Origin of the sequence: Draconibacterium sp. IB214405 (assembly GCF_033963885.1) — a bacterium.
GTDB lineage: Bacteria > Bacteroidota > Bacteroidia > Bacteroidales > Prolixibacteraceae > Draconibacterium.
The window spans coordinates 146,093-168,298 of record NZ_JAXBMA010000006.1 but is presented as its reverse complement, the minus strand read 5'-3'; the positions used below and the strand labels follow the sequence as shown (position 1 = coordinate 168,298).

19 protein-coding genes and 1 tRNA gene are annotated in these 22,206 nt (G+C 39.6%); 7 read left to right on the top strand and 13 right to left on the bottom strand.

Annotation, left to right across the window (positions count from 1 at the left end; genetic code table 11):
- Positions 1–364: 364 nt before the first annotated feature.
- The 4 genes from rplM to tsf all read left to right on the top strand — a co-directional run bounded on the left by rplM (position 365) and on the right by tsf (position 2,944).
- Positions 365–820 (top strand): 50S ribosomal protein L13, encoded by a 456-nt coding sequence (gene rplM / locus SLH46_RS19735; protein WP_320282945.1) that lies wholly within the window; start codon positions 365–367, stop codon positions 818–820.
- Positions 820–1,206, top strand: coding sequence for a 30S ribosomal protein S9 (gene rpsI / locus SLH46_RS19730; RefSeq protein ID WP_320282944.1), 387 nt, complete (start codon positions 820–822; stop codon positions 1,204–1,206). The genes rplM and rpsI overlap by 1 nt, the downstream gene beginning before the upstream one ends.
- A gap of 100 nt (positions 1,207–1,306) precedes the next feature.
- Entirely contained in the window at positions 1,307–2,074 is a 768-nt protein-coding gene (gene rpsB, locus SLH46_RS19725; protein ID WP_320282943.1) for a 30S ribosomal protein S2, read from the top strand.
- Between the two features lie 45 nt (positions 2,075–2,119).
- Positions 2,120–2,944 carry a translation elongation factor Ts gene (tsf, locus tag SLH46_RS19720; RefSeq protein ID WP_320282942.1) on the top strand — a complete coding sequence of 275 codons (825 nt, stop codon included), beginning with the start codon at positions 2,120–2,122 and terminating at the stop codon, positions 2,942–2,944.
- A 130-nt stretch (positions 2,945–3,074) separates the two neighbouring features.
- Here the strand turns inward: tsf and SLH46_RS19715 are convergent, their stop codons facing one another.
- The 8 genes from SLH46_RS19715 to lysS form a co-directional block, all read right to left on the bottom strand.
- Entirely contained in the window at positions 3,075–4,856 is a 1,782-nt protein-coding gene (locus SLH46_RS19715) for a T9SS type A sorting domain-containing protein (protein WP_320282941.1), read from the bottom strand.
- A gap of 969 nt (positions 4,857–5,825) precedes the next feature.
- Positions 5,826–5,898: transfer RNA gene (locus tag SLH46_RS19710), tRNA-Thr, on the bottom strand.
- A 295-nt stretch (positions 5,899–6,193) separates the two neighbouring features.
- Positions 6,194–6,658, bottom strand: a complete 465-nt coding sequence (locus tag SLH46_RS19705) for a hypothetical protein (RefSeq protein ID WP_320282940.1) — start codon at positions 6,656–6,658, stop codon at positions 6,194–6,196.
- A 180-nt stretch (positions 6,659–6,838) separates the two neighbouring features.
- Positions 6,839–9,553, bottom strand: a complete 2,715-nt coding sequence (locus SLH46_RS19700) for a hypothetical protein (RefSeq protein WP_320282939.1) — start codon at positions 9,551–9,553, stop codon at positions 6,839–6,841.
- Positions 9,554–9,560: 7 nt separating this feature from the next.
- Positions 9,561–10,049 carry a T9SS type A sorting domain-containing protein gene (locus SLH46_RS19695; protein ID WP_320282938.1) on the bottom strand — a complete coding sequence of 163 codons (489 nt, stop codon included), beginning with the start codon at positions 10,047–10,049 and terminating at the stop codon, positions 9,561–9,563.
- Between the two features lie 250 nt (positions 10,050–10,299).
- On the bottom strand, positions 10,300–10,698 hold the full coding sequence (locus tag SLH46_RS19690) for a hypothetical protein (RefSeq protein ID WP_320282937.1): 399 nt from the start codon (positions 10,696–10,698) through the stop codon (positions 10,300–10,302).
- 557 nt (positions 10,699–11,255) lie between these two features.
- Entirely contained in the window at positions 11,256–11,840 is a 585-nt protein-coding gene (locus tag SLH46_RS19685) for a hypothetical protein (protein ID WP_320282936.1), read from the bottom strand.
- 168 nt (positions 11,841–12,008) lie between these two features.
- Positions 12,009–13,715, bottom strand: a complete 1,707-nt coding sequence (lysS, locus tag SLH46_RS19680; protein WP_320282935.1) for a lysine--tRNA ligase — start codon at positions 13,713–13,715, stop codon at positions 12,009–12,011.
- Positions 13,716–13,954: 239 nt separating this feature from the next.
- On the opposite strand from lysS, the gene recJ reads away from it, so the two are divergent.
- Positions 13,955–15,682: a single-stranded-DNA-specific exonuclease RecJ gene (gene recJ, locus SLH46_RS19675; protein ID WP_320282934.1), complete on the top strand. Its 1,728-nt coding sequence runs from the start codon at positions 13,955–13,957 to the stop codon at positions 15,680–15,682.
- Here the strand turns inward: recJ and SLH46_RS19670 are convergent.
- From SLH46_RS19670 to purE, 5 genes are read right to left on the bottom strand one after another with little or no spacing between them, the layout of a single operon-like run.
- A complete protein-coding gene (locus SLH46_RS19670) occupies positions 15,679–16,311 on the bottom strand; it encodes an HAD family hydrolase (protein ID WP_320282933.1) in 633 nt (210 codons plus the stop codon). The two genes, recJ and SLH46_RS19670, sit on opposite strands and share 4 nt — an antisense overlap.
- Entirely contained in the window at positions 16,311–17,453 is a 1,143-nt protein-coding gene (locus SLH46_RS19665; RefSeq protein ID WP_320282932.1) for a 1-acyl-sn-glycerol-3-phosphate acyltransferase, read from the bottom strand. The genes SLH46_RS19670 and SLH46_RS19665 overlap by 1 nt, the downstream gene beginning before the upstream one ends.
- Positions 17,454–17,491: 38 nt before the next feature.
- Complete coding sequence (locus SLH46_RS19660; protein WP_320282931.1) at positions 17,492–19,534, bottom strand: ComEA family DNA-binding protein; 2,043 nt, start codon at positions 19,532–19,534, stop codon at positions 17,492–17,494.
- Positions 19,531–20,349: a hypothetical protein gene (locus SLH46_RS19655; RefSeq protein ID WP_320282930.1), complete on the bottom strand. Its 819-nt coding sequence runs from the start codon at positions 20,347–20,349 to the stop codon at positions 19,531–19,533. The genes SLH46_RS19660 and SLH46_RS19655 overlap by 4 nt, the downstream gene beginning before the upstream one ends.
- Positions 20,350–20,408: 59 nt before the next feature.
- Positions 20,409–20,915 (bottom strand): 5-(carboxyamino)imidazole ribonucleotide mutase, encoded by a 507-nt coding sequence (gene purE, locus SLH46_RS19650; RefSeq protein WP_320282929.1) that lies wholly within the window; start codon positions 20,913–20,915, stop codon positions 20,409–20,411.
- A gap of 88 nt (positions 20,916–21,003) precedes the next feature.
- On the opposite strand from purE, the gene hpt reads away from it, so the two are divergent.
- Together hpt and SLH46_RS19640 are read left to right on the top strand one after the other, a co-directional pair.
- Positions 21,004–21,543 carry a hypoxanthine phosphoribosyltransferase gene (hpt, locus tag SLH46_RS19645; RefSeq protein ID WP_320282928.1) on the top strand — a complete coding sequence of 180 codons (540 nt, stop codon included), beginning with the start codon at positions 21,004–21,006 and terminating at the stop codon, positions 21,541–21,543.
- 17 nt (positions 21,544–21,560) lie between these two features.
- Entirely contained in the window at positions 21,561–22,133 is a 573-nt protein-coding gene (locus SLH46_RS19640) for an adenylate kinase (protein WP_320282927.1), read from the top strand.
- Positions 22,134–22,206: the final 73 nt, after the last annotated feature.

The following is a 22,206-nucleotide window of genomic DNA, read 5'->3' as shown; positions in this document are numbered from 1 at the left end:
GTGGCCTAAGGTAAATTCATAAAGTCTTCTTTTTTACTCTGTGGTGTTAACATTAACTTCACTTGCTCGCTATTTAAGTGTTTGGTTTTTAACTGTCAGATTAATAGCGAATTGCCCACTTTTGGAAATAGTAGTTTTAGTTTCGGGTAAAAATCATTTAACTAATTGAATTTTTGACTGTTATTTCTTTGGAAATCCAAAAAAAGAGAATACTTTTGCAGTCCCGATTATTATCCTTAGAAATAAGGAGTGTAAATAGTTGATTTTCTTTGAGTAAAGCAGTTTGTCGAAAAAATTCCGTTGAGACAGAAAATGCGACGAAAAGTAAAATCAGAAGTGTTTTAAACAATAAAAAATTAGAAAAGTGGACACACTTAGTTATAAATCTGTATCAGCAAATAAAGCTACCGTTAATAAAGAATGGGTAGTTGTTGATGCTGAAAATATGGTATTGGGACGTTTGGCAAGTGTAGTTGCCAAAATGTTAAGAGGTAAATACAAGCCAAATTTCACACCTCACGTAGATTGTGGTGATAACGTAATTGTTATCAACGCTGAGAAAGTAGCTTTGACTGGTAAAAAAATGTCAGACAAAGTTTATGTACGTCACACTGGTTATCCAGGTGGACAGCGTACTCAGTCTCCACAAGATATTTTAGCTAAATATCCTGAGCGTTTGGTTGAGAAAGCTGTAAAAGGTATGCTTCCTAAAAATAAATTAGGTAGCGCTTTGTACAGAAATTTGCATGTAGTAGTTGGTGCTGAGCATAAATATGAGGCTCAAAAACCAAAAGTTGTTGATTTAAATACGATTAAATAATGGAAGTAGTAAACACAATCGGACGTAGGAAATCAGCTGTTGCTCGTATTTACGTAAGTGAAGGTAAAGGAAATATTACCATCAATAAAAGGGAACTTAAAGAGTACTTTCCTGCAGAGACATTGCAATACATTGCATTGCAGCCACTAAATCTTCTTGAGGTTGCTGAAAAGTACGATATCAAAGCAAACCTTGATGGCGGTGGCCCAAAAGGTCAGGCAGAAGCCTTTCGTTTGGCAGTTACCCGTGCATTAATGGAAATCGATCCTGAGTCAAGACCTCAGTTGAAAGCTGCAGGTTTTGTTACCAGAGATCCTCGCGAGGTGGAACGTAAAAAGCCTGGACAACCAAAAGCAAGAAAACGTTTCCAATTCTCAAAACGTTAAGATTATTATTTATCAAATTATATGGATCTAAAACGGCTGTGATTTCGTCTCGTGGCGGACTACTCAGCGGTTGCTTTTAGAGCATAGAAAAAGTAAAAAGATGCCAAAAACAAATTTTCAAGAATTATTGGAAGCAGGTGCTCATTTTGGTCACCTGAAAAGAAAGTGGAACCCAAACATGGAGCCTTATATCTTCATGGAGAAAAACGGTATCCACATTATCGATCTGCAAAAAACAGTTGTAAAAATTGATGAAGCTGCTGCTGCCATCAAACAAATTGCAAAATCAGGTCGTAAAGTACTATTCGTAGCAACTAAAAAGCAAGCCAAAGAATTGGTTGCAGAGCAAGTTAAAGAGGTAGGAATGCCTTACGTAACTGAGCGCTGGCCAGGTGGTATGCTTACCAACTTCCCAACTATCCGTAAAGCGGTTAAGAAAATGATCTCCATCGATAAAATGATGAAAGATACAAGTTGGGATAACCTTTCAAAACGCGAAAAACTTCAAATTACACGTCAGCGTGCTAAACTGGAAAAAGTTTTGGGTTCAATCTCAGACCTTACCCGTTTGCCGGCTGCATTGTTTGTAGTTGACGTATTGAAAGAAAAAATTGCTGTTCGCGAAGCAAAAAAATTGGGTATTCCAGTATTTGCTATTGTTGATACCAACTCAAATCCTGAGGATATTGATTTTGTAATTCCTGCTAACGACGACGCTTCTCAGTCAATCCGCATTATTGTTGGTGAGATGTGTGATGCAGTTAAAGCTGGTTTAAGCGAGCGCAAAATCGAGAAAGATAAAGAAGAGGCAACTGAAGAGGCTCCTAAAAAGAAGGAAGCTAAAGCAGAAGAAACTTCTGAAGAGTAATAAAAGGTTAAGTAATATATAAACCATTTAAAACAAATTTTAATTATGTCTTTTACAACAGCAGACGTAGTAAAATTGCGTAAAGTATCAGGCGCAGGGATGATGGATTGCAAAAACGCCCTGAAAGACGCCGAAGGTGACTTTGACAAAGCACTGGAAATCATCCGCGAAAAAGGTAAATTAATTGCAAACAAACGTGCAGACAGAGATGCCGCTGAAGGTGTAGCTATTGCACAAGCAACTGAAGATGGTAAATTTGGTGCAATCGTTGTACTGAATTGCGAAACTGACTTTGTTGCTAAAAACGAAAGCTTTGTAGCATTTGCTGAGAAAATTCTTGCAAAAGCATTAGAAGCTAAGCCAGAAAGTTTGGAAGCATTAAAAGCTCTTGAGGTAGATGGAACTACCATCGAAGCACAAATTACTGAGCAAACCGGTGTTACTGGTGAGAAACTTGACCTTTCATATTACAAATGTTTATCTGACGAGGCTGTAGTTCCTTATATCCACCCTGGAAACAAATTGTCAACTCTTGTTGCTTTTAACAAAGTTGTTGACACGCAGGTAGGAAAAGATATTGCAATGCAGGTTGCTGCTATGGCTCCTGTATCTGTTGATGAAGCTTCTATTCCACAAGCTGAAATCGATAAGGAATTAGAGTTCGCTAAAGAAAAATACCGCAAAGAAGGTAAACCTGAAGCAATGCTTGAAAAAATTGCACAAGGTTCATTAAACAAGTGGTATAAAGATGTAACTCTTTTAAACCAGGCTTTCGTTAAAGACGGAAAAATGCCTGTAAAAGATTACTTGAAGCAAGCTGATGCAGAATTAACAGTAACAGCTTTCGATCGTTTTTCTTTGAATGCTTAATTAAAGTAGAAGAATATATTAAGAGCCATTCGATTTTTCGGATGGCTTTTTTTTGCATAAAAAAAGAGCCTTCCAAGATTCGAAAATCTTTAAAAGGCTCAAATTTCTATGTTGAGGAAAGCTTATTATTTCATCGTTTCAGTACTATTTTCTTAACTTGGCTAACCTGACCGTCTTTAATAAAACGACATAGGTAAACGCCTGAATTAGCCGTTGCTCCGGTCAAGTCGTCTCCTGCCCATGTAATACGGTGTGTTCCTTTGTCATAATGACTATTGGTTAGTATTTGAACTTGTTGACCAACGAGATTGTAGATTTCGATTTGAATTTCCGAAGGATCATCAATCATAAACTGAATTGTAGTTGATGATGTAAAAGGATTCGGGTAGATCGACAAATCGAGGTCGGGAAGAGGTTCAATTTCCTTAACACTAGTAACCGCGTTTGCCTGTTTTACAACAATGGTACTAAAGTGGATAATATTGGCGTATATCTTATTTCGAACCGTATCAACAGCCACATGTCCATCAGTTTCTTCAAACTCGGTATTCTCAGCAAAGAATACATCTAGTTCTTCAGGTGTAACACCAAGCGAATCGAGTAAGTCGTGTTTAAACACAAGACTTAAAACAACCGATTCATTAAAGTAGTAAGGTTCAACGATCGTATCCGATCCAACAGGTTTAACACTGAATTTTACACCGGTAATAACATCATCGGTAAATGTTACTTCGGTGCTGCTGTCGCTTACTTCTGCATATTCTTCAGGAATAAACATGAAAATCTCAACGTCTTCATCAATACATCCGAATGGAAAATGTAGCATACCTGCATTCAAAATATTTAACGGATAAGGAAGTCCGCCAATTTTGAAGCTTTCTCCTTCTTTAAATGTTTTTGCTTTTAGCTCCTGTCCATCCGGTAAAACACGGCGTATTGAAATGGTATTTACTTCCATGTCAACTGTAGAGTCTACAACCAACAATTCAACCGAGGCTTTAAAATTACTGTATTCGGCATGCACCAGTGTCATTCCGGTTTCGCCGGTCAGCGTAAGCCAACCTTCTTCTGTAATTGTAGCAACTGAGGTGTCCGAAACGCTCCAGTAGTAGTCTGCATTCTGATGTTTCTGGCCATTGGTTTTATACTCAGCTTCATATTTAATAGCCTCGTGTCCGGTGTATACCACCATGTCGCCCGGTTCAATTGTGAGCTGTTTGCCACGGTTATTTTCAACTTGTTCCTGTTTTTCTTTTTTCTCCTTTTTGGCTTTACTTTCGTAAACGGTAATTTTAGCAGTGTCAGCCAATTCACCCAGCATGGCAATTATAATTCCTTTGCCCGTTGTGTCGGCAGAGTAGAACAGACTTTCTTCCGGGTCGGGGAACGTACCAAGTTCTGCAGGCTCAACCGACCAAACAAATGAGGTGTCGATTTTAACGCCCGACGAATCGATATAAAAAGCACGAAGCTCGACCGAATCGCTCATTTCAAGTTTTATGTGATCAGGAACAATTTTAATCTTCGGATACTCATCCTCCATTTCCTTGTCATCGTCCTCGTCATCATCATCGTCGTCTTTAACCGGACCATTAACGATTAGAACGACCGAATCGCGAAGTTCCTTGTATTTGGCAATAAGGAATCCTTCGCCGGAATGGTTTGTTTCAAGGAATCCATCTTTGTCGACTTTGCCAAGATAACCCGGTTCGGTACTCCATTTTATTTTAACATCTTCAACAGCATTGCCCGAGGTATCAGTATAAACTGCCGAAACTTCATATAAGGTGTCGGGATTCAAGGTCAGGTCTCCTCCAGCTATTTGAAGCGACTCCTGACCAGCTACGCCAAATGCCAGAAATATGGCCGGCATTAACAACAATCGTTTTAATGTGATGTAGAATTTTTTCATAAAGTGAATTTTAAGTTAGTGATCAACTTAACCATCCGCATATTCCACTAAAGGGAAAAATCAAGAAAAGTTATGGATTATCAGGCTAAAATCAAAGTAACTGACCTGTCCAGTACAATCGGAATCTTGGGTTGGTTCTTATTTGTAAATTATTTGCGTCCTCAGTTTAATATTCTGAAAATGACCAAAAGGTAATCTTTTTGGTGTCTTTCTTCGTATACGAAAATGGCTTGACTTAATCGAAACAGTATGAATGAATTGTTGGAGTTGAAACAGAATGCCGCTGGGCAAATTATTGTTGTTCAGCAGGCAGAGCGATTTTTTAATAAGTTAAAAAGCTGTTGTTATGGTAGTTGTTTTAATAGCACTCGTAATGATAGCCATAATTATTGCAGTACTAATTTTGTGCTATCGCGATGTAGAACATAGCTAGAGTTATTTGGTATGGTGCTGCACCCGAAAATACCAATAATCGAATGGTAATTTTACCATAACAGGAAAGGTATATGCTTTCATTTCCGGCATTTTAGCTCTCATTTATTCTCTAGGTTTGTCTAATTCTTTCTCATCCAAACGCCTTTATTCGCTTACAATCTCTTCTTCATCGACCATACGTTTTCATTTAGAATTCAGAAATACGTCGAGACATATTAACAGGCGGTGTTTGTAAGTATTTGTTACACTGTGTGTAGTGCATTAAAAATGAATGTAATTTTAGAGAAGACTTAAAACGGCAAGTTATGACAGTACTTATTTATGGCGTTTTGGTTCTGATGGCAATTTCGGTAATGATGTACCGAAGCTACCAGGATGCAAAAGACAATCATTGATCCACTGTTCAGTCGTTAACCGTCAATAAAAACTATCTAACGAACAGCGACGGGGTTTTTAACCTCGAAACGGGGATTTCTGCCCCTGCCTCTAATCGTTGCTATAATCAAGACAATAAGAATGTTTAGTGAAGAAAAGAGCCTCTCACGGGACTCGAACCCGCGACCTGCTCATTACGAATGAGCTGCTCTACCAACTGAGCTAAAGAGGCTTAAGTTATACAATATTAGAAATTTTGCTTGATATTTAAGTTTGGACCTGCTTAAGATACTGCAAGAAGAGTACTGATAATCTGTGGCTGTTCTAAAACGGAATAACATGAGTTGAATTTTCAATAAAAGACTTTGCAACCTTTTATTGTGTTAATAAGTATAAATATATAGTTGGTCGTTCTGACCAATGTGTGTTTGGGGGTTAACATTAGTTGAAGGGCAGTTATTGAACTGCCCTTTTAACGTATTGTATACACTATTGAGTAAATAAATATTTTGAGTTTGAAATAAGTATTATTGTTCTTCGAGAGAAGAGAAAAATTCGAAGTTGTAGAGCAAACAATACTTTTCCAATAAGCGAAATCCATTTGCCGAAAGTTCGATCAGTTCAGGGAAAAAATGAATCAGCAGTTGCTTTGCTTTCTGATGTGTTTTTAAAGCAAGATTCGCCTTCCTGAAACGTACCGGATATTTTTCAGTCGCACGTGTCATGGCTTCCAGTTCAAGCCCAAGTCTTATTTCACTGTAATTTTGATCCTTGTCGGAAACTGAATCGGCGCAGTTGAAGATGCGGTTGGCATACTGCTTCAGTTCTTCTTTGAGTTCTACTTTTTTCAGGTGTGGAATTGGGTATTCATTAACAATAAACAATTGTTCGCGAATAAAATGACGCTGAAATTTCTCTAGAAATTTGTCGATGCGCTCAAATTCGGCATTTAATTTCAGATGAAAATCCTTATTGAATTCCTGACTTTGCATACTCATATAACATTTAAACAGCTAAAAAGATTTTATTGAATTAAAAATACTGGAAAACGAATATTTTTCAAAGGAATTGAATATGGTGTAAAGCATGTTTGCCTTGTATTGGCTGTGTTTGAATTAAAAAAGCTCTCTGATAGCAGAGAGCTTTTTCTATTCATTTGAGTCGGTGTTATTTTATGGTTGGTTAATACTTGCCATCATTTCATTCAGGCGGTTTAGAACCTGGGTATAATACGTCACCATTTCTTCTGCAAGTTCAGGACTAGGATTTTCAAAAATCTCTGCCAGATAAGGATATTCGCTAAAATCAAAATCCTGAACCCCTGCATATTCCTGAACTTTAGAAAGAGCTTCTTCCATGCTGTTATATTGCAAAGCATCACTGTTTTGTTCAAAAAGTTCGGTCAACGATTGCGATTTTGTGTATTGCCCGCTTGGCAAGTTGGAACTCGCCCCGGCAACCGCATAAAGTTGTGGCTGGTAATCAGGCACAACGCTGTTCAGTGCGATTTGCATTTCGTTTAATAACGATTGCATGTTTGAAATAACGCCGGCCATATCATTCGAATTGATACCAACAGCGGTGTTTACGTATTCGAATAATTTCTTACCATCCGATTCTCCCCAGGCAGTCCCAATAATTCGGCTGTAATCTAATGTCGCCATTTGATTTGGAGCTACTGCTATGGCCATTCCATCCTGATTTCCTGAAGGCAGGATGTAATCGCCTTTCTTTACTTTCCCGATAACTTTCACCGGAACCTGTCCCATAAAAGCTATTTTCTCATAAAATTTTTCCTTGTCAGCTTCGGGCATTGCGCCAATAACAGTTGGGTCCTTTGAAATCACCATAAATTTCTCGGCAGTTTTAAATTCTTTTGAAATCAATCCGCCTTTTACGCCTACAACATCGCCAAAGGTGAAAGCTTCGTCGGCATTGCTTTTCATTAACCACTCGGCATAATCAGCGCCTCCCGATTCAAAAGCTACTCCTAAGTTGGTTTCATTATAGGCAATATAACCGCCCAGTTGAATACCGGCTATTGTCATTTCCAGCGCACTCCAGATTACATCATCGCAGTCTCCTACAATACAAAGTCCTGAAGCAGCGGCGAGGTTAGTTCCAAAAGTTACAATGCTCATAACAAAATCAATGGTTAGCGAATAGGCGTCGTAGGCATAATCGTTATTAAAATACTGATTAGGAGTTACTGCTGGTGCTGCCTGGTTTTTACTGTCAGATTGATCGCTGGCTGATGCCGAATCAGGTTTACTTACCAACGAATTTACAATGCTGCGGGTTATTCCGGTGAGTCCCTGCATGCCTTCTATCCGTCCTTTTGCACTTCCATCGGAACCCCAGAATGACATAAAGTTGTTGGAACGGCCGGGATCGGTAGGAGTTAGTTTAACCGCAATTCCCTGCTGGCTTCCTTCAACCTGCAAGGGGTAATTGGCATAATTATCTTCGGGAGTTGCCAACGATGTAGAAATTGTTACCTGTCCGTTGGCATTTAAACGATTTACTGTGGAGTTACCTGTAACATTTAAAGTGCTACTTAGCGTGGTTGCTCCCGTTACACCCAAAGTGCTGTTCAGCGTTGTTGCACCTGTAACACCCAGTGTTCCACCAATGGCAGTGTTACCATTTACATTCAGGTTTTCGTTTATCCCGGTACCTCCAACTACAGTCAGTGCTCCGGTTGTTGGCGAAGTTGAACTTGTTGCATCGGAAATATGTAACGGGCCACCGAACTTAGCCTCGCCTCCAACATTTAAGTTTTCATTTATTCCAGCACCTCCTACAACGGTTAATGCTCCGGTTGTTGGCGAAGTAGAACTTGTATTGTCAGCCACATGCAATTGTCCGTCAATTTGAGAATTGCCACCAACGTTGAGGTTCTCACCAATTCCTACGCCGCCAGCAACTACCAGCGCTCCGCTTGTTGGGTCGCTTGATCCAAGAGAAGGATTATCTAACGTTAAGTACTGGTTGAAAACACCATTTCCTTGCACGGTAAGTGTTCCGGAAAGTAAAGTAGGGCTCGAATTATTTACACTCAGTGCGCTATTCAGATTTGTTTCTCCGTCGACGGTTAAGTCGCCGGTTAACAAAGTGGAGCTCATCTTTGCTACCGTAAAATTACCGTAGTTGATAGTCTGTCCCGGAGGCGTAAACTCGTCGCTGGTGTTCAGATACACATTTCTACCTACATAAAGATCTTTTTCAATGGTTGTGCTATCACCTTGCACCCGTAAATTACCTCCCAGTTGTAATCCAACTCCATCAGGAGTGATAAGTTGACCGTCGGCAGTAATCCTGAGCCGTTCCATATTATCGGTAACAAATACCAGATCGGTGTAATCGGTGGTTCCCATTTTATCTTTTGTGGGATCGGAATCTGAGTTGCCAAACAACGACCAGGTTTGTGATGGAATACCAACCTTTCCTGCTTTGAGTTCGTCACTCAAACTTCCTTCGATCGATCCGGCAGTTAAGGCATGAAAAGCGTAAGGAACAGAAAGCAATTGGCTTGTTCCCATCAACTGGTAATTATCGCCACCGGTAGCATCCATTTCAACCTGGATGTAATGATCCGAGCCGGCCCAGTTTACCTGATCCATTGATGAAAGCAGAGGTGTTCCGGTGCCGATTTTTAAACTAAACACACCAAATTGCGAGGTAGTAACCTCGTGGGTTTCGGTATAAACAACCGGCCCCGAAGAGCTGCTTTCAAGAATACTGATTTTTAAGGCAATTTGCTGGTTGGCTATTACAAGCCCCGAACTGTTGCGTGCAACACCCTGGTAATTCATAATTTGTGGCTGCGCGTGAAGTTGAGTCCCTATAAAAATGGTAAGGACTGTTAGGAGTAAAAATTTTTTCATGATGATTTTAGTTTGAAGATTTAATAATTCCGAAGGTTTGTGTTTTGTCGGAGTTAACTCTTAAAAGGTATCTACCTTCGGTGTATTTCGTCGTGTTTAAACGAAATTCCTCTTGGAGCACTTCTTTATGAAATTCCAAAAGTTTGCCCGAGGCATCAAAAAGTTCAACTGAGACATTTTCGTTTACATCTTCCAGTTTAACAGTTATAAAATCCCGGAAAGGATTTGGGTAAACTGAAACTGATGGGTTTGTAATGTCAGTTTCTACGTCCGTTGCGGTAACAAAAGTTTGATGAAAACCCTGTGTGTGAATGTAAGGGCGACTTTCCAAAACATCTGTTACGCTTTCTCCCAAAGTCCAGTTAAGGCTAAAATCTTTTGTTTTAAATTCTGCGCCCGAATTGGAGATGACTTCTGCGGAAATCCTTTGTGAGAAAGAAAGCTTGGCGTGTGAGAGCAAGAATACTAAACACACGCAGAGGATTAGTTCTTTCATTTTAAATGTGTTATAGTCCATTCAAGTTAGGGCGAATATTTTATAAAAGCAAAAAAGATCGGAATATCTGAAAAGGAAGTTGTGTGTGAAAGTTTATGTAATGCGGAGTGGGCTTGCTTTACAATAAGAATTTATTTTTTTTGAAAAATTTTGTATTTGGTTAGCAAATATTTACGAAGGGAATCAAGGTTTAAATAAAAAAACTCTCTGCCAAAGCAGAGAGCTTAATCAAGTATTAAATATCTTTAGATTAATATTCTTCTTCCATTTTCCAATTAAAAACAGCAGTTGCTATACCATTAGGTCTCACTGATACTTTCACATCGAATGCTTCGTAATGATAATCTATCTCTTCTTCAGGAAATTTTGAAGATGGGTATACTTGCACTGCCAATCTGTCTACGGTGAATTTTGTCACTCCTGACTTTTTTAGGTCAAGTTTCAAACTACTTAAATCAAATGTGGCCTTGAGAAGCAAATTTCCAGTTGGTGAAATCATGACCTTAGCCTCAATTGCTTTGTATGGTTTATTGTCCACTTTTACATTACAATAGTAAGGTTCATCGAAAAACGCCTGTGCTTTCACAACATTAGGAGCAATAAAAGCCACTAACAAAAAACTAAAGAATAAAATTTTGAAATTTTTCATAATAATTCAATTTAAAGGTTTAAAAAAGTAAGATTTTTGTTTTTATAAAATGTTTGTAGAATTCTGTGTTTGTACAGAAGGAGAGTGTACATCAGCTCATAATAATACTGGTTTTATCAAAACTTAATTGGTTTGCTGTGGAAGCAGTGTTTACTCGCGTAAACAATTTTAATAGTTGAACAACGACGTTAAAGAAGTACCCTTATTTTTTATCTGTCAGTCGTAAAATTTCAATGATAACCCGGTTATCGTGCAACTCAAAAAGAGTTAAGGTTCTTATCTTCAAAATGACATTAAGTCTCCATAGTCAAACTATGTTAATCAAACATAATGCCATTATTTGTAAGTGGCAGTAAATGTGTGCTTTATGGTGTTCTTGATTTTGGCTTACTTTTTCAGATTTAGAAAAAACGTAGATAATGGATAAAAATGGGACTGTGTTAAATAAGCTTTTGTCGAATTGATACAAAGAAATAATGATGGGTGACTGTTATCGAAAGAAATATACGTGGTTTAGTATCTTTAAGAAAGATCAATGAGTTGATAGATGTAGAATTTTATTTATTACAAAACTCGAATGGAATCTCCTGTGCGGGGAAAAAGTACGTTGCCGGATAGTTTACAGGAATTTCTTTGTTGAGGATGAATTTACCTTTTCCTGAATAAATTGTATCATTAATTTCTACTTCATCCCAAATAAAGATTGCCTCGGCATCGTACCTAGGACCTCCATGGCCTCCAGAAGGCCTCCACTCTCTATAATAAATGGTGTCAATATTAAAGGTGTCTTTTTTAAAGAAGATACTATTTGGATATTTGGGCAAATAGAAGCCAAATTCAAGGTCTGGTTCGTTATGATCGTGCGTCGAATTTATGTACTTAATCGTAAAACGATTTTGTTCACATTGCGGACCTAAAGCATAATATGAAGATTCAATTTCCGTAAAAGTATATTCATTTACATAACTTTGAAGAACAATGTTGCTATGACAGTTGTCTCTGTTTTTTGCGATGAACTCGATGGCCCCGCAAGGATCGAACATATTTTCACCTAAAGCTTGTGATTGTTCTTCTTTTGTGCATCCAACAAGGTAGAAGAACAGCAACGCAATACCAAAATTGAAAAAATGCTTGAAGTTCATGTTGTCGGTGTGATTAGTATATTAGGTTAAATATATACTTTTAAATTAAACGCTCAACGACCTAGTTGTTGGATTTTGAGTTTTTTGATGTAAAAAAGCCCCTCCGAAAATCGAAGAGGCTTCACTATCTTAATTTTGATTTTTGCCTTTATCCTTTTGCCTTGTCTTCTACAACGCAGTCACCATTAAACCGGCATCCGTATTTTCAACTTTAGCCACATTCTTTTTAGTGAGGCCTTTAATGGCTTTGTCCCATTTTTTGTTGCTTAGTCCGGCTTTTTCTTTTAGTGCAGTTAATTCAACCGGCGATTCTGCTTTTAACAGTTCGAAAACAGCTTTTTCGTCGTCGGTTAATTCCACAGCTTTTTTCTCCGGTTTCATTTGCGGGAAGAACAGTACATCCTGAATCGATGGGCTGTTGGTCATAAACATGGTTAAGCGGTCCATTCCAATTCCCATTCCCGATGTAGGAGGCATTCCGTACTCCAGTGCACGCAGGAAATCCTGGTCGATAAACATCGCTTCATCATCACCTTTTTCCGAAAGTTTCAACTGATCTTCAAAACGTTCGCGTTGGTCGATTGGGTCATTCAGTTCAGAGTAAGCGTTTGCCAGCTCTTTACCGTTCACCATCAACTCAAAACGTTCTGTTAATTCTGGATTGTCGCGGTGCATTTTTGTTAGCGGCGACATTTCTTTTGGGTAATCCGTGATAAATGTTGGCTGAATGTAGTTGCCCTCACATTTTTCGCCAAATAGTTCGTCAATCAACTTTCCTTTACCCATAGTTTCGTCGATTTCAATATCGAGCTTTTTACAGATTTCGCGCAGTTCGTCTTCCGACTTGCCGTTGATATCGTAACCGGTGTGCTCCAAAATAGCCTCGGCCATGGTAACACGTGGGTAAGGTGCTTTATAATCGATAATGTTGTCGCCCAACTGAACTTTTGTGGTTCCGTGTAAAGCCATCGCCACACGCTCACAAATTTCTTCGGTAAAGCTCATCATCCATTTGTAGTCTTTGTAGGCCACATAAATTTCCATTACCGTAAATTCCGGGTTGTGGGTACGGTCCATTCCTTCGTTACGGAAATCTTTAGCGAACTCGTAAACACCTTCAAAACCACCAACAATCAGTCGTTTCAGGTAAAGTTCGTTGGCAATACGCATGTACAACGGCATGTTCAGCGCGTTGTGGTGCGTAATAAACGGACGCGCCGCAGCTCCTCCCGGAATCGGCTGCAGAATTGGAGTTTCCACCTCGTGATAACCATACTCGTTAAACATCTGACGCATGGTGTTGTATATGATCGTCCGTTTTTTGAACGTCTCTTTAACTTCAGGGTTAACGATCAAATCGATGTAACGCTGACGGTAACGTTGTTCCGGATCGGTAAACGCATCAAACGTTTTACCGTCTTTTTCTTTTACAATTGGCAATGGGCGCAACGATTTATTCAGCACTGTAAATTCAGTAACGTGAATGGTTAATTCGCCCATTTGAGTAATAAAAGCATGTCCTTTTACACCGATGATATCGCCGATGTCGAGCAATTTTTTGAATACCTCGTTGTACATTACTTTATCGTCGCCGGTGCAAATTTCGTCGCGATTAACGTAAATCTGAATACGTCCTTCGTGGTCCTGAATCTCAGCAAACGCAGCTTTTCCCATAATTCGGCGGCTCATCAAACGGCCGGCAATCACAACCTCCTGAAAGTTCTTATCCTCTTCCTTGAAGTTCTGTTTTATATCCTGGGTGTTTGTATTTACATGGTACTGTGCAGCCGGGTAGGGGTCGATCCCCAACTCGCGCATTTTTTGCAACGAATTACGTCTGATGATCTCTTGTTCGCTTAATTCCTGATGACTCATTTCTTCTTCACTTTTATATTCCTGTCACTCTTTTGTTTAAATGACAATTTATTGTGCGGGATACAATTTACGAATCCCTGTAAAAAATTTTGGCAAAGATAATAAAACAGATTGGTTGTAATTATCGTTGTAACAATGAATAAAATAAAAAATAATGTTGAGGTTGGATGATTTATTTCCATATGCAATTGCATTTTGTATCTTTGCCATTCACATCTTGAAAAACACGATAACGCAGCATGGATAGAATTTGGAACTTAAAAAAACAAGGCGACCAAAATGAGGTGAAACACCTTTCTGCGGCGTTAAATGTGAATATGGTTATCGCCCGTCTGCTGGTTCAGCGGGGTATAAAAACCTACCCCGAAGCAAAAGCATTTTTCCGTCCCCGTTTAAGCGACCTCCACGATCCATTCCTGATGAAAGATATGGATAAAGCAGTGGCGCGTTTAGATCAGGCTATTGAAAATCAGGAAAAAGTTATTGTTTACGGCGATTATGATGTGGATGGAACCACCTCAGTTGCGTTGATGTACCAGTTTCTGAAACAGCGGATTAACGATATTGAATATTATATACCTGATCGTTACAGCGAGGGCTACGGAATTTCTCCTAAAAGTATCGATTATGCTGTTGAGAAAGGGGTGACGCTTATTGTTGCGCTCGATTGCGGAATTAAAGCCGTTGAGAAAATTGCTACGGCAAAAGAACGCGGGCTTGAATTTATTATTTGCGATCATCATAATCCGGATGACGAAGTTCCGCCGGCTGTTGCAGTGCTCGATCCGAAACAGACCGATTGTCAATATCCTTATAAAGAATTGTCAGGTTGCGGTGTAGGTTTTAAGTTGTTGCAGGCCTACTGTAAAAAACATGAAATTGATTACGAAGAAATATACGATTTACTCGATTTGGTCGCGGTAAGTATTGCTGCCGATATTGTTCCGATAACCGGAGAAAACCGGGTGCTGGCTTATTATGGTCTTAAAAAGCTAAACTCGAATCCGGGGATTGGTTTACAGACGATTATAAATTTTGCAGGTATCTCAGGAACCGAAATTACAATCAGCGATATTGTGTTTAAAATCGGACCGCGCTTAAATGCATCGGGCCGGATTGAACATGGTAAAAAATCGGTACAGATTCTTGTTTCAACCGATGAAGATAAATCGGATTTGCTGGGAGAGGAGATCGACTCTTTTAATGAAATCCGGAAAACGCTAGACCGCGACATTACCCAGGATGCATTGGATACCATCGAGAATAGTGCAGAGTTAAAAGCGATGAACAGCACAGTGTTGTATAACCGCGATTGGCACAAAGGAGTGGTTGGAATTGTTGCATCGCGGGTTACCGAGCATTTCTACCGGCCAACCATAATTTTAACCGAATCGAATGGTTTGGCAACAGGATCAGCACGTTCGGTGCGCGATTTTGATTTGTACGAAGCAATCGGTCAGTGTAGCGATTTGCTGGAATCATACGGTGGACACATGTATGCCGCAGGGTTGACCATGAAAATTGAAAATATTCCGGAGTTCAAACGCCGCTTCGAAGAAATTGTTACCAATCAGATTACCGATAAACAGCAGGTTCAAACCATTGAGGTGGACGCAAAAATTGCGCTCAGTGAGATTACACCACGCTTTTATCGAATCCTGAAACAATTTGCGCCGTTTGGCCCACACAATATGATGCCGGTGTTTGTTACTGAAGATGTATTCGATGCCGGAACAAGCCGTTTGGTAGGGAAAAATGCCGAACACTTAAAACTCGACCTGGTTGAGCCTGATGTAAATTCAGGAATTTTTCCGGGAATTGCCTTTAATCAATCGGAAGCTTACGATGTAATCACGTCCGGTTCGCCTTTTGATGTTTGTTATTCGATTAACGAAAACGAATACCGGGGAAAAACAAATCTTCAGTTATTTGTAAGGGATATCAAGAAAAGAGAATTTCTGGATTAAAGCGGCAGCGTTTTTAGCGCTCGTAAATCATCAATAACTTTTGCCCCGGTTGCTTTAAGTCGGTCTTTTGATTGATGCCCGTCGGCAACCAAAATGCAATCAACTTCCAATTGTTGTGCAACTTCAAAATCGTGGTTTGTATCGCCAACAATTGTTGCCTGCGTTTTATCGATGTTAAATTCGCGGATAAACTGTTTTCCACGTTCAATTTTCGAAACCGCATAATGATCATTCAATCCGGCGACACCTTCAAAATAGTCAAAAATATTCTGGTGTTTTAAGGTGTGTAACAACATGTCCTGTTTCATTGCCGAAAGTACAAATTGCCGGTAGCCCATATTTTTAAAATGTTCCAGTACGTCGATAACGCCCGAATGTAATTTACAGTTTGAAACTCCTGCGTTGTAAATATCCATATATTCCTGTGCCGCAACCGAAAAGTCTTCTTTCGAAAAATCAAAACCAATTGATTCGTAGCAGTCTTTTACCGGAAACGAGAATACCTCTTTGTACGAAAAATGATCGAGCAGATTTAGTTGTCGGTTTTTGAGCAGCACATTAATGGTTGAAATACAAAAGTCAAGATCGTTAAGCAGCGTACCGTTCCAGTCCCAGATAATTGATTGCATTACTTTTTATTTCTGTCGAATTTGTTAATTACCGGGTAGGCATAAAGTTTCAGAAAACGTTCCTGTATGTCGGTTATCGGGAAATCGATATGCACCATGGCCTGTTCCACCATTATTTCAAATTTCTTTTGTTCGTCGGCAGTGTAACGGTCTTTAAAACGGTGCTCCTGCATCAGCATATCGTAAGCTACAAAATTGCTGGGCCACAGTTTAAAGTTTTTGTAGATCTGGTCGTCAATCATTTCAGCCAAACGACGGATATAATCATTGCGCTGCTCGTTGTTTTTGGCCAGCTCAAAATGGGTTTCTATGGGTGTGCCAAAGGCAAACCGCATTCTTCCTTTTGGTGCAAACATACCCATCGACATCGCTTTCAAATCGTCTTTGCTTTGTTTTGCCCTGCCGTAGTGTTCTTTTTTTATCAGCTCGCGAAGTTTGGCCAAACCACAAGGCTCAATCTCATACGAAATAGAAACCGGAACGATATTCAGCTCGTTAAAACCGTCGGAAATTCCGTCTTTATTGCTCATGTTCAGCATCTTTAAAACGCTTTCCTGAGTTTTGTCGTTGCCGTCTTTTGTCCTTCCCTCGCGCTGTGCAATCCACACCGATAATTTATCTTCGGTAATTGATTTACGAATAAAATGCGAAACCTTTTTCGAAGCCATCATTAGTTCGCGTGGTGGCAAATTCCGTTTAATTACAAACGATCGATTCAGTTTAACCGTATGTTCTATCCACTCGTATTGCAACAGGTTGTCGCCAATTGCAATTTGGGTGGTGTTCATGCCATGTTCGAAAATGAGGAAATTTAATAACGCCGCATCCAGAATAATATCGCGGTGGTTCGAAATAAACAGGTAAGGTTTGGTTTTATCCAGTTTATCTATTCCGGTAACTTTTAGTCCGTCTGAAGTTTTGTCAACCAACCAGTGCAAAAGGTCGTAAATAAACACGCCTTGCAACTGTTTAATGCTGCTTACCCGGCGTAACTGAAATTTTACCATTTCAACCTTTGGCCGGTTTTTAAACAGGTGATGCAGAACGTCGTCAAAGGTTTTGTCCTTTAGTAATTGTCTGATCTTTTGTTTTACTTCTTTGTCAGTGTAAGGGCGAATATCATCAAAATCAATGTCTCGCATTATTTAAATTTTAACCTGACAAAGTAAGGTATTCAAATTTAAAATTTCAACCTCAACTGGAATTTTAACTCTGTTTTGTGGTGTCCTGCTATCTCGTTATAGCCCGAACTGATGATTTCACGGTCGATCCACCAGGTGTTTGCCAGTTTTAACCAGCACTCGATTTTTTTTGCAGCCTGGTATTTTAAATTGAGATATCCCCGAAATCCGTTGCCGTAATACGCCGGAATTGAAAAAGCATAAAGAATATCGTTTTCGTAAGCGTAAATGCGGCTGTTGTAACTTTCTGTATGAAACCATGCCAGCCGGGCAGCAAGGTTCATCGGAAATTCTTGTGGTTTAAATTGAATATCCTGAAAAAGAAGAAAGCCATTTTCGCTTTCGTCGTCTTTGTAATAAACATGTTCGGCTCGGGTTTTTAGCAGAATCGTTTCCGAAACTTGAAATTGAATGTGTAAACGTAATTTTTGAACACGCTCGGGAAGGTTGATGTAACGGTTTTCGTTCTTGAATTTTTGATCTTTTTCCTCGTTTTTAAAACGGAGGTAGCCATTTAATTTTTCACTGATCTGAAAATCGGCCAGCGTAAAAATATCCCAGGAACGTGCCGGACCTGCAGTAGAGTAGTTAAACCACTCCGATTGATAAACATCGGAGTAGGCGGATAACGTAACAAATTTGGCGGGTAAAAAACGCAGCCCAAAATAAAGTCCGGACTCGTTTGAAATATTGCTTCCTTCGGCCATGGTGTTGGCCCAAAAAGCGTGGTAGTCTTTATCGAAATGACGAAACAGCGCTGAAAATCCCAGCTGGTCGTTTACATGAACGATCGCGCCTTGTGTTACTGCTTTCCCTTTTGATTTTGAGAGTGCAGCCTCACCAAAAAGTGTGTAGTTGTTTTTGCTAAAAAGATAATCGGCACCGGCGGTGTAATTTTCAGTTCCACTGAATCGAAACTGATTGTAAAGCTGATCGCTGCGAATAAATGGTTTGTCAAAGTGCTGATAAACAACTGTTGCTCCCAGTTTCAGGTGATTGAAATTATGCGTAAAAACTCCGCCGGCGTTGGTGAATTTTACGGTCTTTTCATCTGCAATTTCGCTCTCGGTTCGGTGGTAGCCCGAAGTTTGAAGGCTGGTAAAATGAGTTACGGTAGAATCGCTGTAAGCCAAATTGCCATCGGCATTTTTATGTGAATAGAATAAACTCAAACGCGAGTTCCCAAATTTTACCGTACCCGCAGCACCTCTGAAATAAAAATTCTCATCCACCGATGTGTAAGCCCGAACGCCCTGCCCGGTTTTGCTGATTCCTAAAACATTTTCCGATTTTCCGGTGGTGTAACCTTGCCACAACACCAAACCCTGTCCTGATCGTACCAGATAATCGCCTACGGAAATATTTTCAAAAGTTTCGTTCAATTTAAAACTGATGTGCCCCGAGTAGTAATCGAAGCCATGTTTGTTGGAGCCGGAAAAAAAGGCTTCGCCCGGATCTTTTTCAGCGGTAAAACCGGCAGAAAGTTTGTCATCTACTCTGAAATTATAACGCGTGTAATAGCGAAACCGGTTGCCTTCGTACGGAATGGTGCCATCGTCTTTTTCCTTATAGCCGCGTGCTTTTTGTAAGGTTCCTAATGTTCGTAATAGTAATTGGTTGTCGGCATATTTTAACTGGTCTTTTAATGTTTGCTGTTCCTGTTCTTTTGGGCCAAACTCAATAAAATATTGCAGTTTTTGTAGAAGGTCGGGTGTAAATCCATCAACGGTTTTTAATTCGAAAATGGAATAAACCGGGCCGTAATTCGTAACGTATTCCAGTAATTTTTGAATCTGTATTTCGTTCAACAAATAGAGCCGGGCCAGTTCAGTGGCATTGGTTGCGTTGATATTAATGGGGTGTTCAAGGAAATATTCAAGGTCTTCAATGATCAATGCAACATCGGTACCTTCTTCAATTTTGTCGAGATGCGATTCCAATATCGATTCAATCATTTGATCCGGCGTTTCGTTTTGTGCTGATGATGCCAAAACAATCAGTTGCAACAGGATGAAAAGGATATGTCGGACCGGACTTCTCATTTTAGTTGGTATTGAATGGAAACTGATGGTGTAAATCCTAAATTACCGTGGTAACTGAATGCAATGTCGGTCCTAACGTTTTTAAAACTGTAGCCCAGTCCGGCTGTGTATTGCACCGGCCTTCCCGAAATTCCAAAACGAAGTGCCAGATTCTGTACCGGCATAAATTCTAATCCGGACTTGACAACCACATCATGGTCTGATTCTTTTTGCGTTTCAAAACTCACTAGGACATGTTCATCGAAAGCATAATGAGCACCCAGCCTGAAAATTGCCGGAAGTTTTATCTTCTCTTCCGGATAATTGAAGCCGTTTTTAAGCGGATTGTAAATGTGGGCACCTAGTTTAATTTGCTCAGTCAATTGATAAGTTGCACCCAGCTCAAAAGTCACGAACGAAAAAACATCAGCATTTTCGGGCAAGTGTTGTGTTTGGTAATCGAATTGAACAGCGGCATTCAAACGTTCAGAAAGTTGTTTGGCGTAGGCAAAACCGATTTTGTGTTCTTTAAATGTTCCTTTTCCGAACTGGTAAAAACTCAAACCAAAAGTTCCGGCGGAAGTTGGCAAAACAACACTTGATGCTGCCAATGCAAATTCATCGATTCCGTATTTCGACTCGTAATAAATTCCGGCAGAAAAATGATTGAATTGAGCTAAAGTTGCCTGGTTGTGGAAAGTGCTCCAGGTGTCGGAAATAGAAACAAAAGCGTTTGACAGCGCAGTCGATCGTGCGCCTCCGGTGTAATTTTGCGAGGAGGCTGTTGATGCAATTAATGTTGAGCATAGCAATAGTATGTAAAAGGGTTTTTGCATAAAAAAAGAGGTATTAATTAATACCTCTTTAAAATTAAGTAAAATATCTTTACTTGCAATTAATTTGTTTTAAATCTGTACTTTACCTCCGAAAGTTCCTGGTTGGCTTTAACAATTTTCTCTTTCAGATTCTCTTTGTAAGCAATCAGTTTATTCATCACTTCTTCATCGCCGGTGGCCATCATTTGTGTTGCTAAAATAGCAGCATTCATTGCACCGTTAACAGCAACAGTTGCTACCGGTATCCCCGGAGGCATTTGAAGAATAGCAAGAATCGAATCAAACCCCGAAAGGCTGGCATTAATCGGAACACCAATTACCGGAATTGGAGTCATTGCAGCAATAACACCCGGCAGGTGCGCCGCCATTCCGGCACCCGCAATAATCACTTTAATACCACGGTCTTTGGCTCCTTTGGCAAAGCTTTCTACTTCTTCCGGTGTGCGATGTGCTGACAAAGCATTGATCTCGAAAGGAATTTCAAACTCATCAAACAGTTTAGCAGCTTTTTCCATCACCGTTAAATCCGATGTGCTGCCCATAATAATACTAACTTTTGGAGTCATGTTTTATAATTTATTTGTTACTTTGTATCTTTTTATTTTCAGCACGAAAATACAGCAAATTAGCAATTAATAAAAATCAAATCCACATATGAAGAAGGTTAAAATCCTGGATAAGGAATTTGAGTTATTTATTCCATATGAGAAGATTCGTTCGGTTATTGAACAAATGGCTGAACAAATGAATGAGGAATTGGCAGATAAAAATCCGCTTTTCCTGTGTATTTTGAATGGTTCGTTTATGTTTGCCGCCGAAGTTTATAAGCGGATTAACTTTGTTGAGTCGGAGATTTCGTTTGTAAAACTGGCTTCGTATCAAGGCGATTCTACAACCGGAAAAGTGAAACAACTGATCGGTTTAAATGAAGAAATTGAAGGACGAACCGTTGTTGTTTTAGAGGATATTGTTGATACCGGAATTACCATCAATAATATTTTGGAGCAACTGGAACAAATGAATCCAAAAGAAGTGCAGGTGGCAACCTTGTTGTTAAAGCCCGATGCGCTTCAAAAAGAAGTCGATCTAAAATATGTGGGAATAGAGATCCCGAATGATTTTATCGTAGGTTACGGACTTGACTACGACGGCTACGGTAGAAATCTGATCGATATTTACACAGTAGTAAAATAAAAAAACAACCAAAAATTATGTTAAATCTTGTATTGTTTGGCCCACCGGGAGCTGGAAAAGGAACCCAGGCCGAATTTCTAATAAAATCATTTGGATTGATCCACTTGTCGACCGGTGATTTGTTACGTAGCGAAATTGCTGAAGGAACAACATTGGGGCAAGAAGCCAAAAACTTCATGGATAAAGGAGAATTGGTTCCTGATGAAGTGGTGATTGGAATGATTAAAACTAAACTAGACGCGAATACCGATGCGAAAGGTTTTATTTTCGATGGATTTCCACGTACCGTTGATCAGGCAAAAGCCCTTGATGTTTTGCTGAACGAAAATGGTACTCCAATCTCAGGCATGCTTTGTCTGCAGGTTGAAAAACAGGAATTGATCGATCGTTTGTTAAGCCGCGGAAAAGTTTCGGGCCGTTCCGACGATCAAAACCAGTCGATTATTGAGAATCGCATCACGGTTTACACCGAAAAAACACTTCCGTTAATTGAATACTACAAGCCACAGGGTAAACATTTCGATGTAAACGGAATGGGTACTATCGAGGAAATTGCAGGAAGATTGCAGGAAGTTGTAGAAAAATTATAACATTGATTTACAAGGGTGAGGAGCTTGTTGTAGGACAAGTATCTCACCTTTTTTATATTTGTATAGTAAACGA

What these genes read in the sequence shown, in the direction of transcription:
- rpsI (WP_320282944.1), top strand. Translation starts at nt 820, where the DNA reads ATGGAAGTAGTAAACACAATCGGACGTAGGAAATCAGCTGTTGCTCGT.
- rpsB (WP_320282943.1), top strand. Translation starts at nt 1,307, where the DNA reads ATGCCAAAAACAAATTTTCAAGAATTATTGGAAGCAGGTGCTCATTTT.
- tsf (WP_320282942.1), top strand. Translation starts at nt 2,120, where the DNA reads ATGTCTTTTACAACAGCAGACGTAGTAAAATTGCGTAAAGTATCAGGC.
- SLH46_RS19715 (WP_320282941.1), bottom strand. Translation starts at nt 4,856, where the DNA reads ATGAAAAAATTCTACATCACATTAAAACGATTGTTGTTAATGCCGGCC.
- SLH46_RS19705 (WP_320282940.1), bottom strand. Translation starts at nt 6,658, where the DNA reads ATGCAAAGTCAGGAATTCAATAAGGATTTTCATCTGAAATTAAATGCC.
- SLH46_RS19700 (WP_320282939.1), bottom strand. Translation starts at nt 9,553, where the DNA reads ATGAAAAAATTTTTACTCCTAACAGTCCTTACCATTTTTATAGGGACT.
- SLH46_RS19695 (WP_320282938.1), bottom strand. Translation starts at nt 10,049, where the DNA reads ATGAAAGAACTAATCCTCTGCGTGTGTTTAGTATTCTTGCTCTCACAC.
- SLH46_RS19690 (WP_320282937.1), bottom strand. Translation starts at nt 10,698, where the DNA reads ATGAAAAATTTCAAAATTTTATTCTTTAGTTTTTTGTTAGTGGCTTTT.
- SLH46_RS19685 (WP_320282936.1), bottom strand. Translation starts at nt 11,840, where the DNA reads ATGAACTTCAAGCATTTTTTCAATTTTGGTATTGCGTTGCTGTTCTTC.
- lysS (WP_320282935.1), bottom strand. Translation starts at nt 13,715, where the DNA reads ATGAGTCATCAGGAATTAAGCGAACAAGAGATCATCAGACGTAATTCG.
- recJ (WP_320282934.1), top strand. Translation starts at nt 13,955, where the DNA reads ATGGATAGAATTTGGAACTTAAAAAAACAAGGCGACCAAAATGAGGTG.
- SLH46_RS19670 (WP_320282933.1), bottom strand. Translation starts at nt 16,311, where the DNA reads ATGCAATCAATTATCTGGGACTGGAACGGTACGCTGCTTAACGATCTT.
- SLH46_RS19665 (WP_320282932.1), bottom strand. Translation starts at nt 17,453, where the DNA reads ATGCGAGACATTGATTTTGATGATATTCGCCCTTACACTGACAAAGAA.
- SLH46_RS19660 (WP_320282931.1), bottom strand. Translation starts at nt 19,534, where the DNA reads ATGAGAAGTCCGGTCCGACATATCCTTTTCATCCTGTTGCAACTGATT.
- SLH46_RS19655 (WP_320282930.1), bottom strand. Translation starts at nt 20,349, where the DNA reads ATGCAAAAACCCTTTTACATACTATTGCTATGCTCAACATTAATTGCA.
- purE (WP_320282929.1), bottom strand. Translation starts at nt 20,915, where the DNA reads ATGACTCCAAAAGTTAGTATTATTATGGGCAGCACATCGGATTTAACG.
- hpt (WP_320282928.1), top strand. Translation starts at nt 21,004, where the DNA reads ATGAAGAAGGTTAAAATCCTGGATAAGGAATTTGAGTTATTTATTCCA.
- SLH46_RS19640 (WP_320282927.1), top strand. Translation starts at nt 21,561, where the DNA reads ATGTTAAATCTTGTATTGTTTGGCCCACCGGGAGCTGGAAAAGGAACC.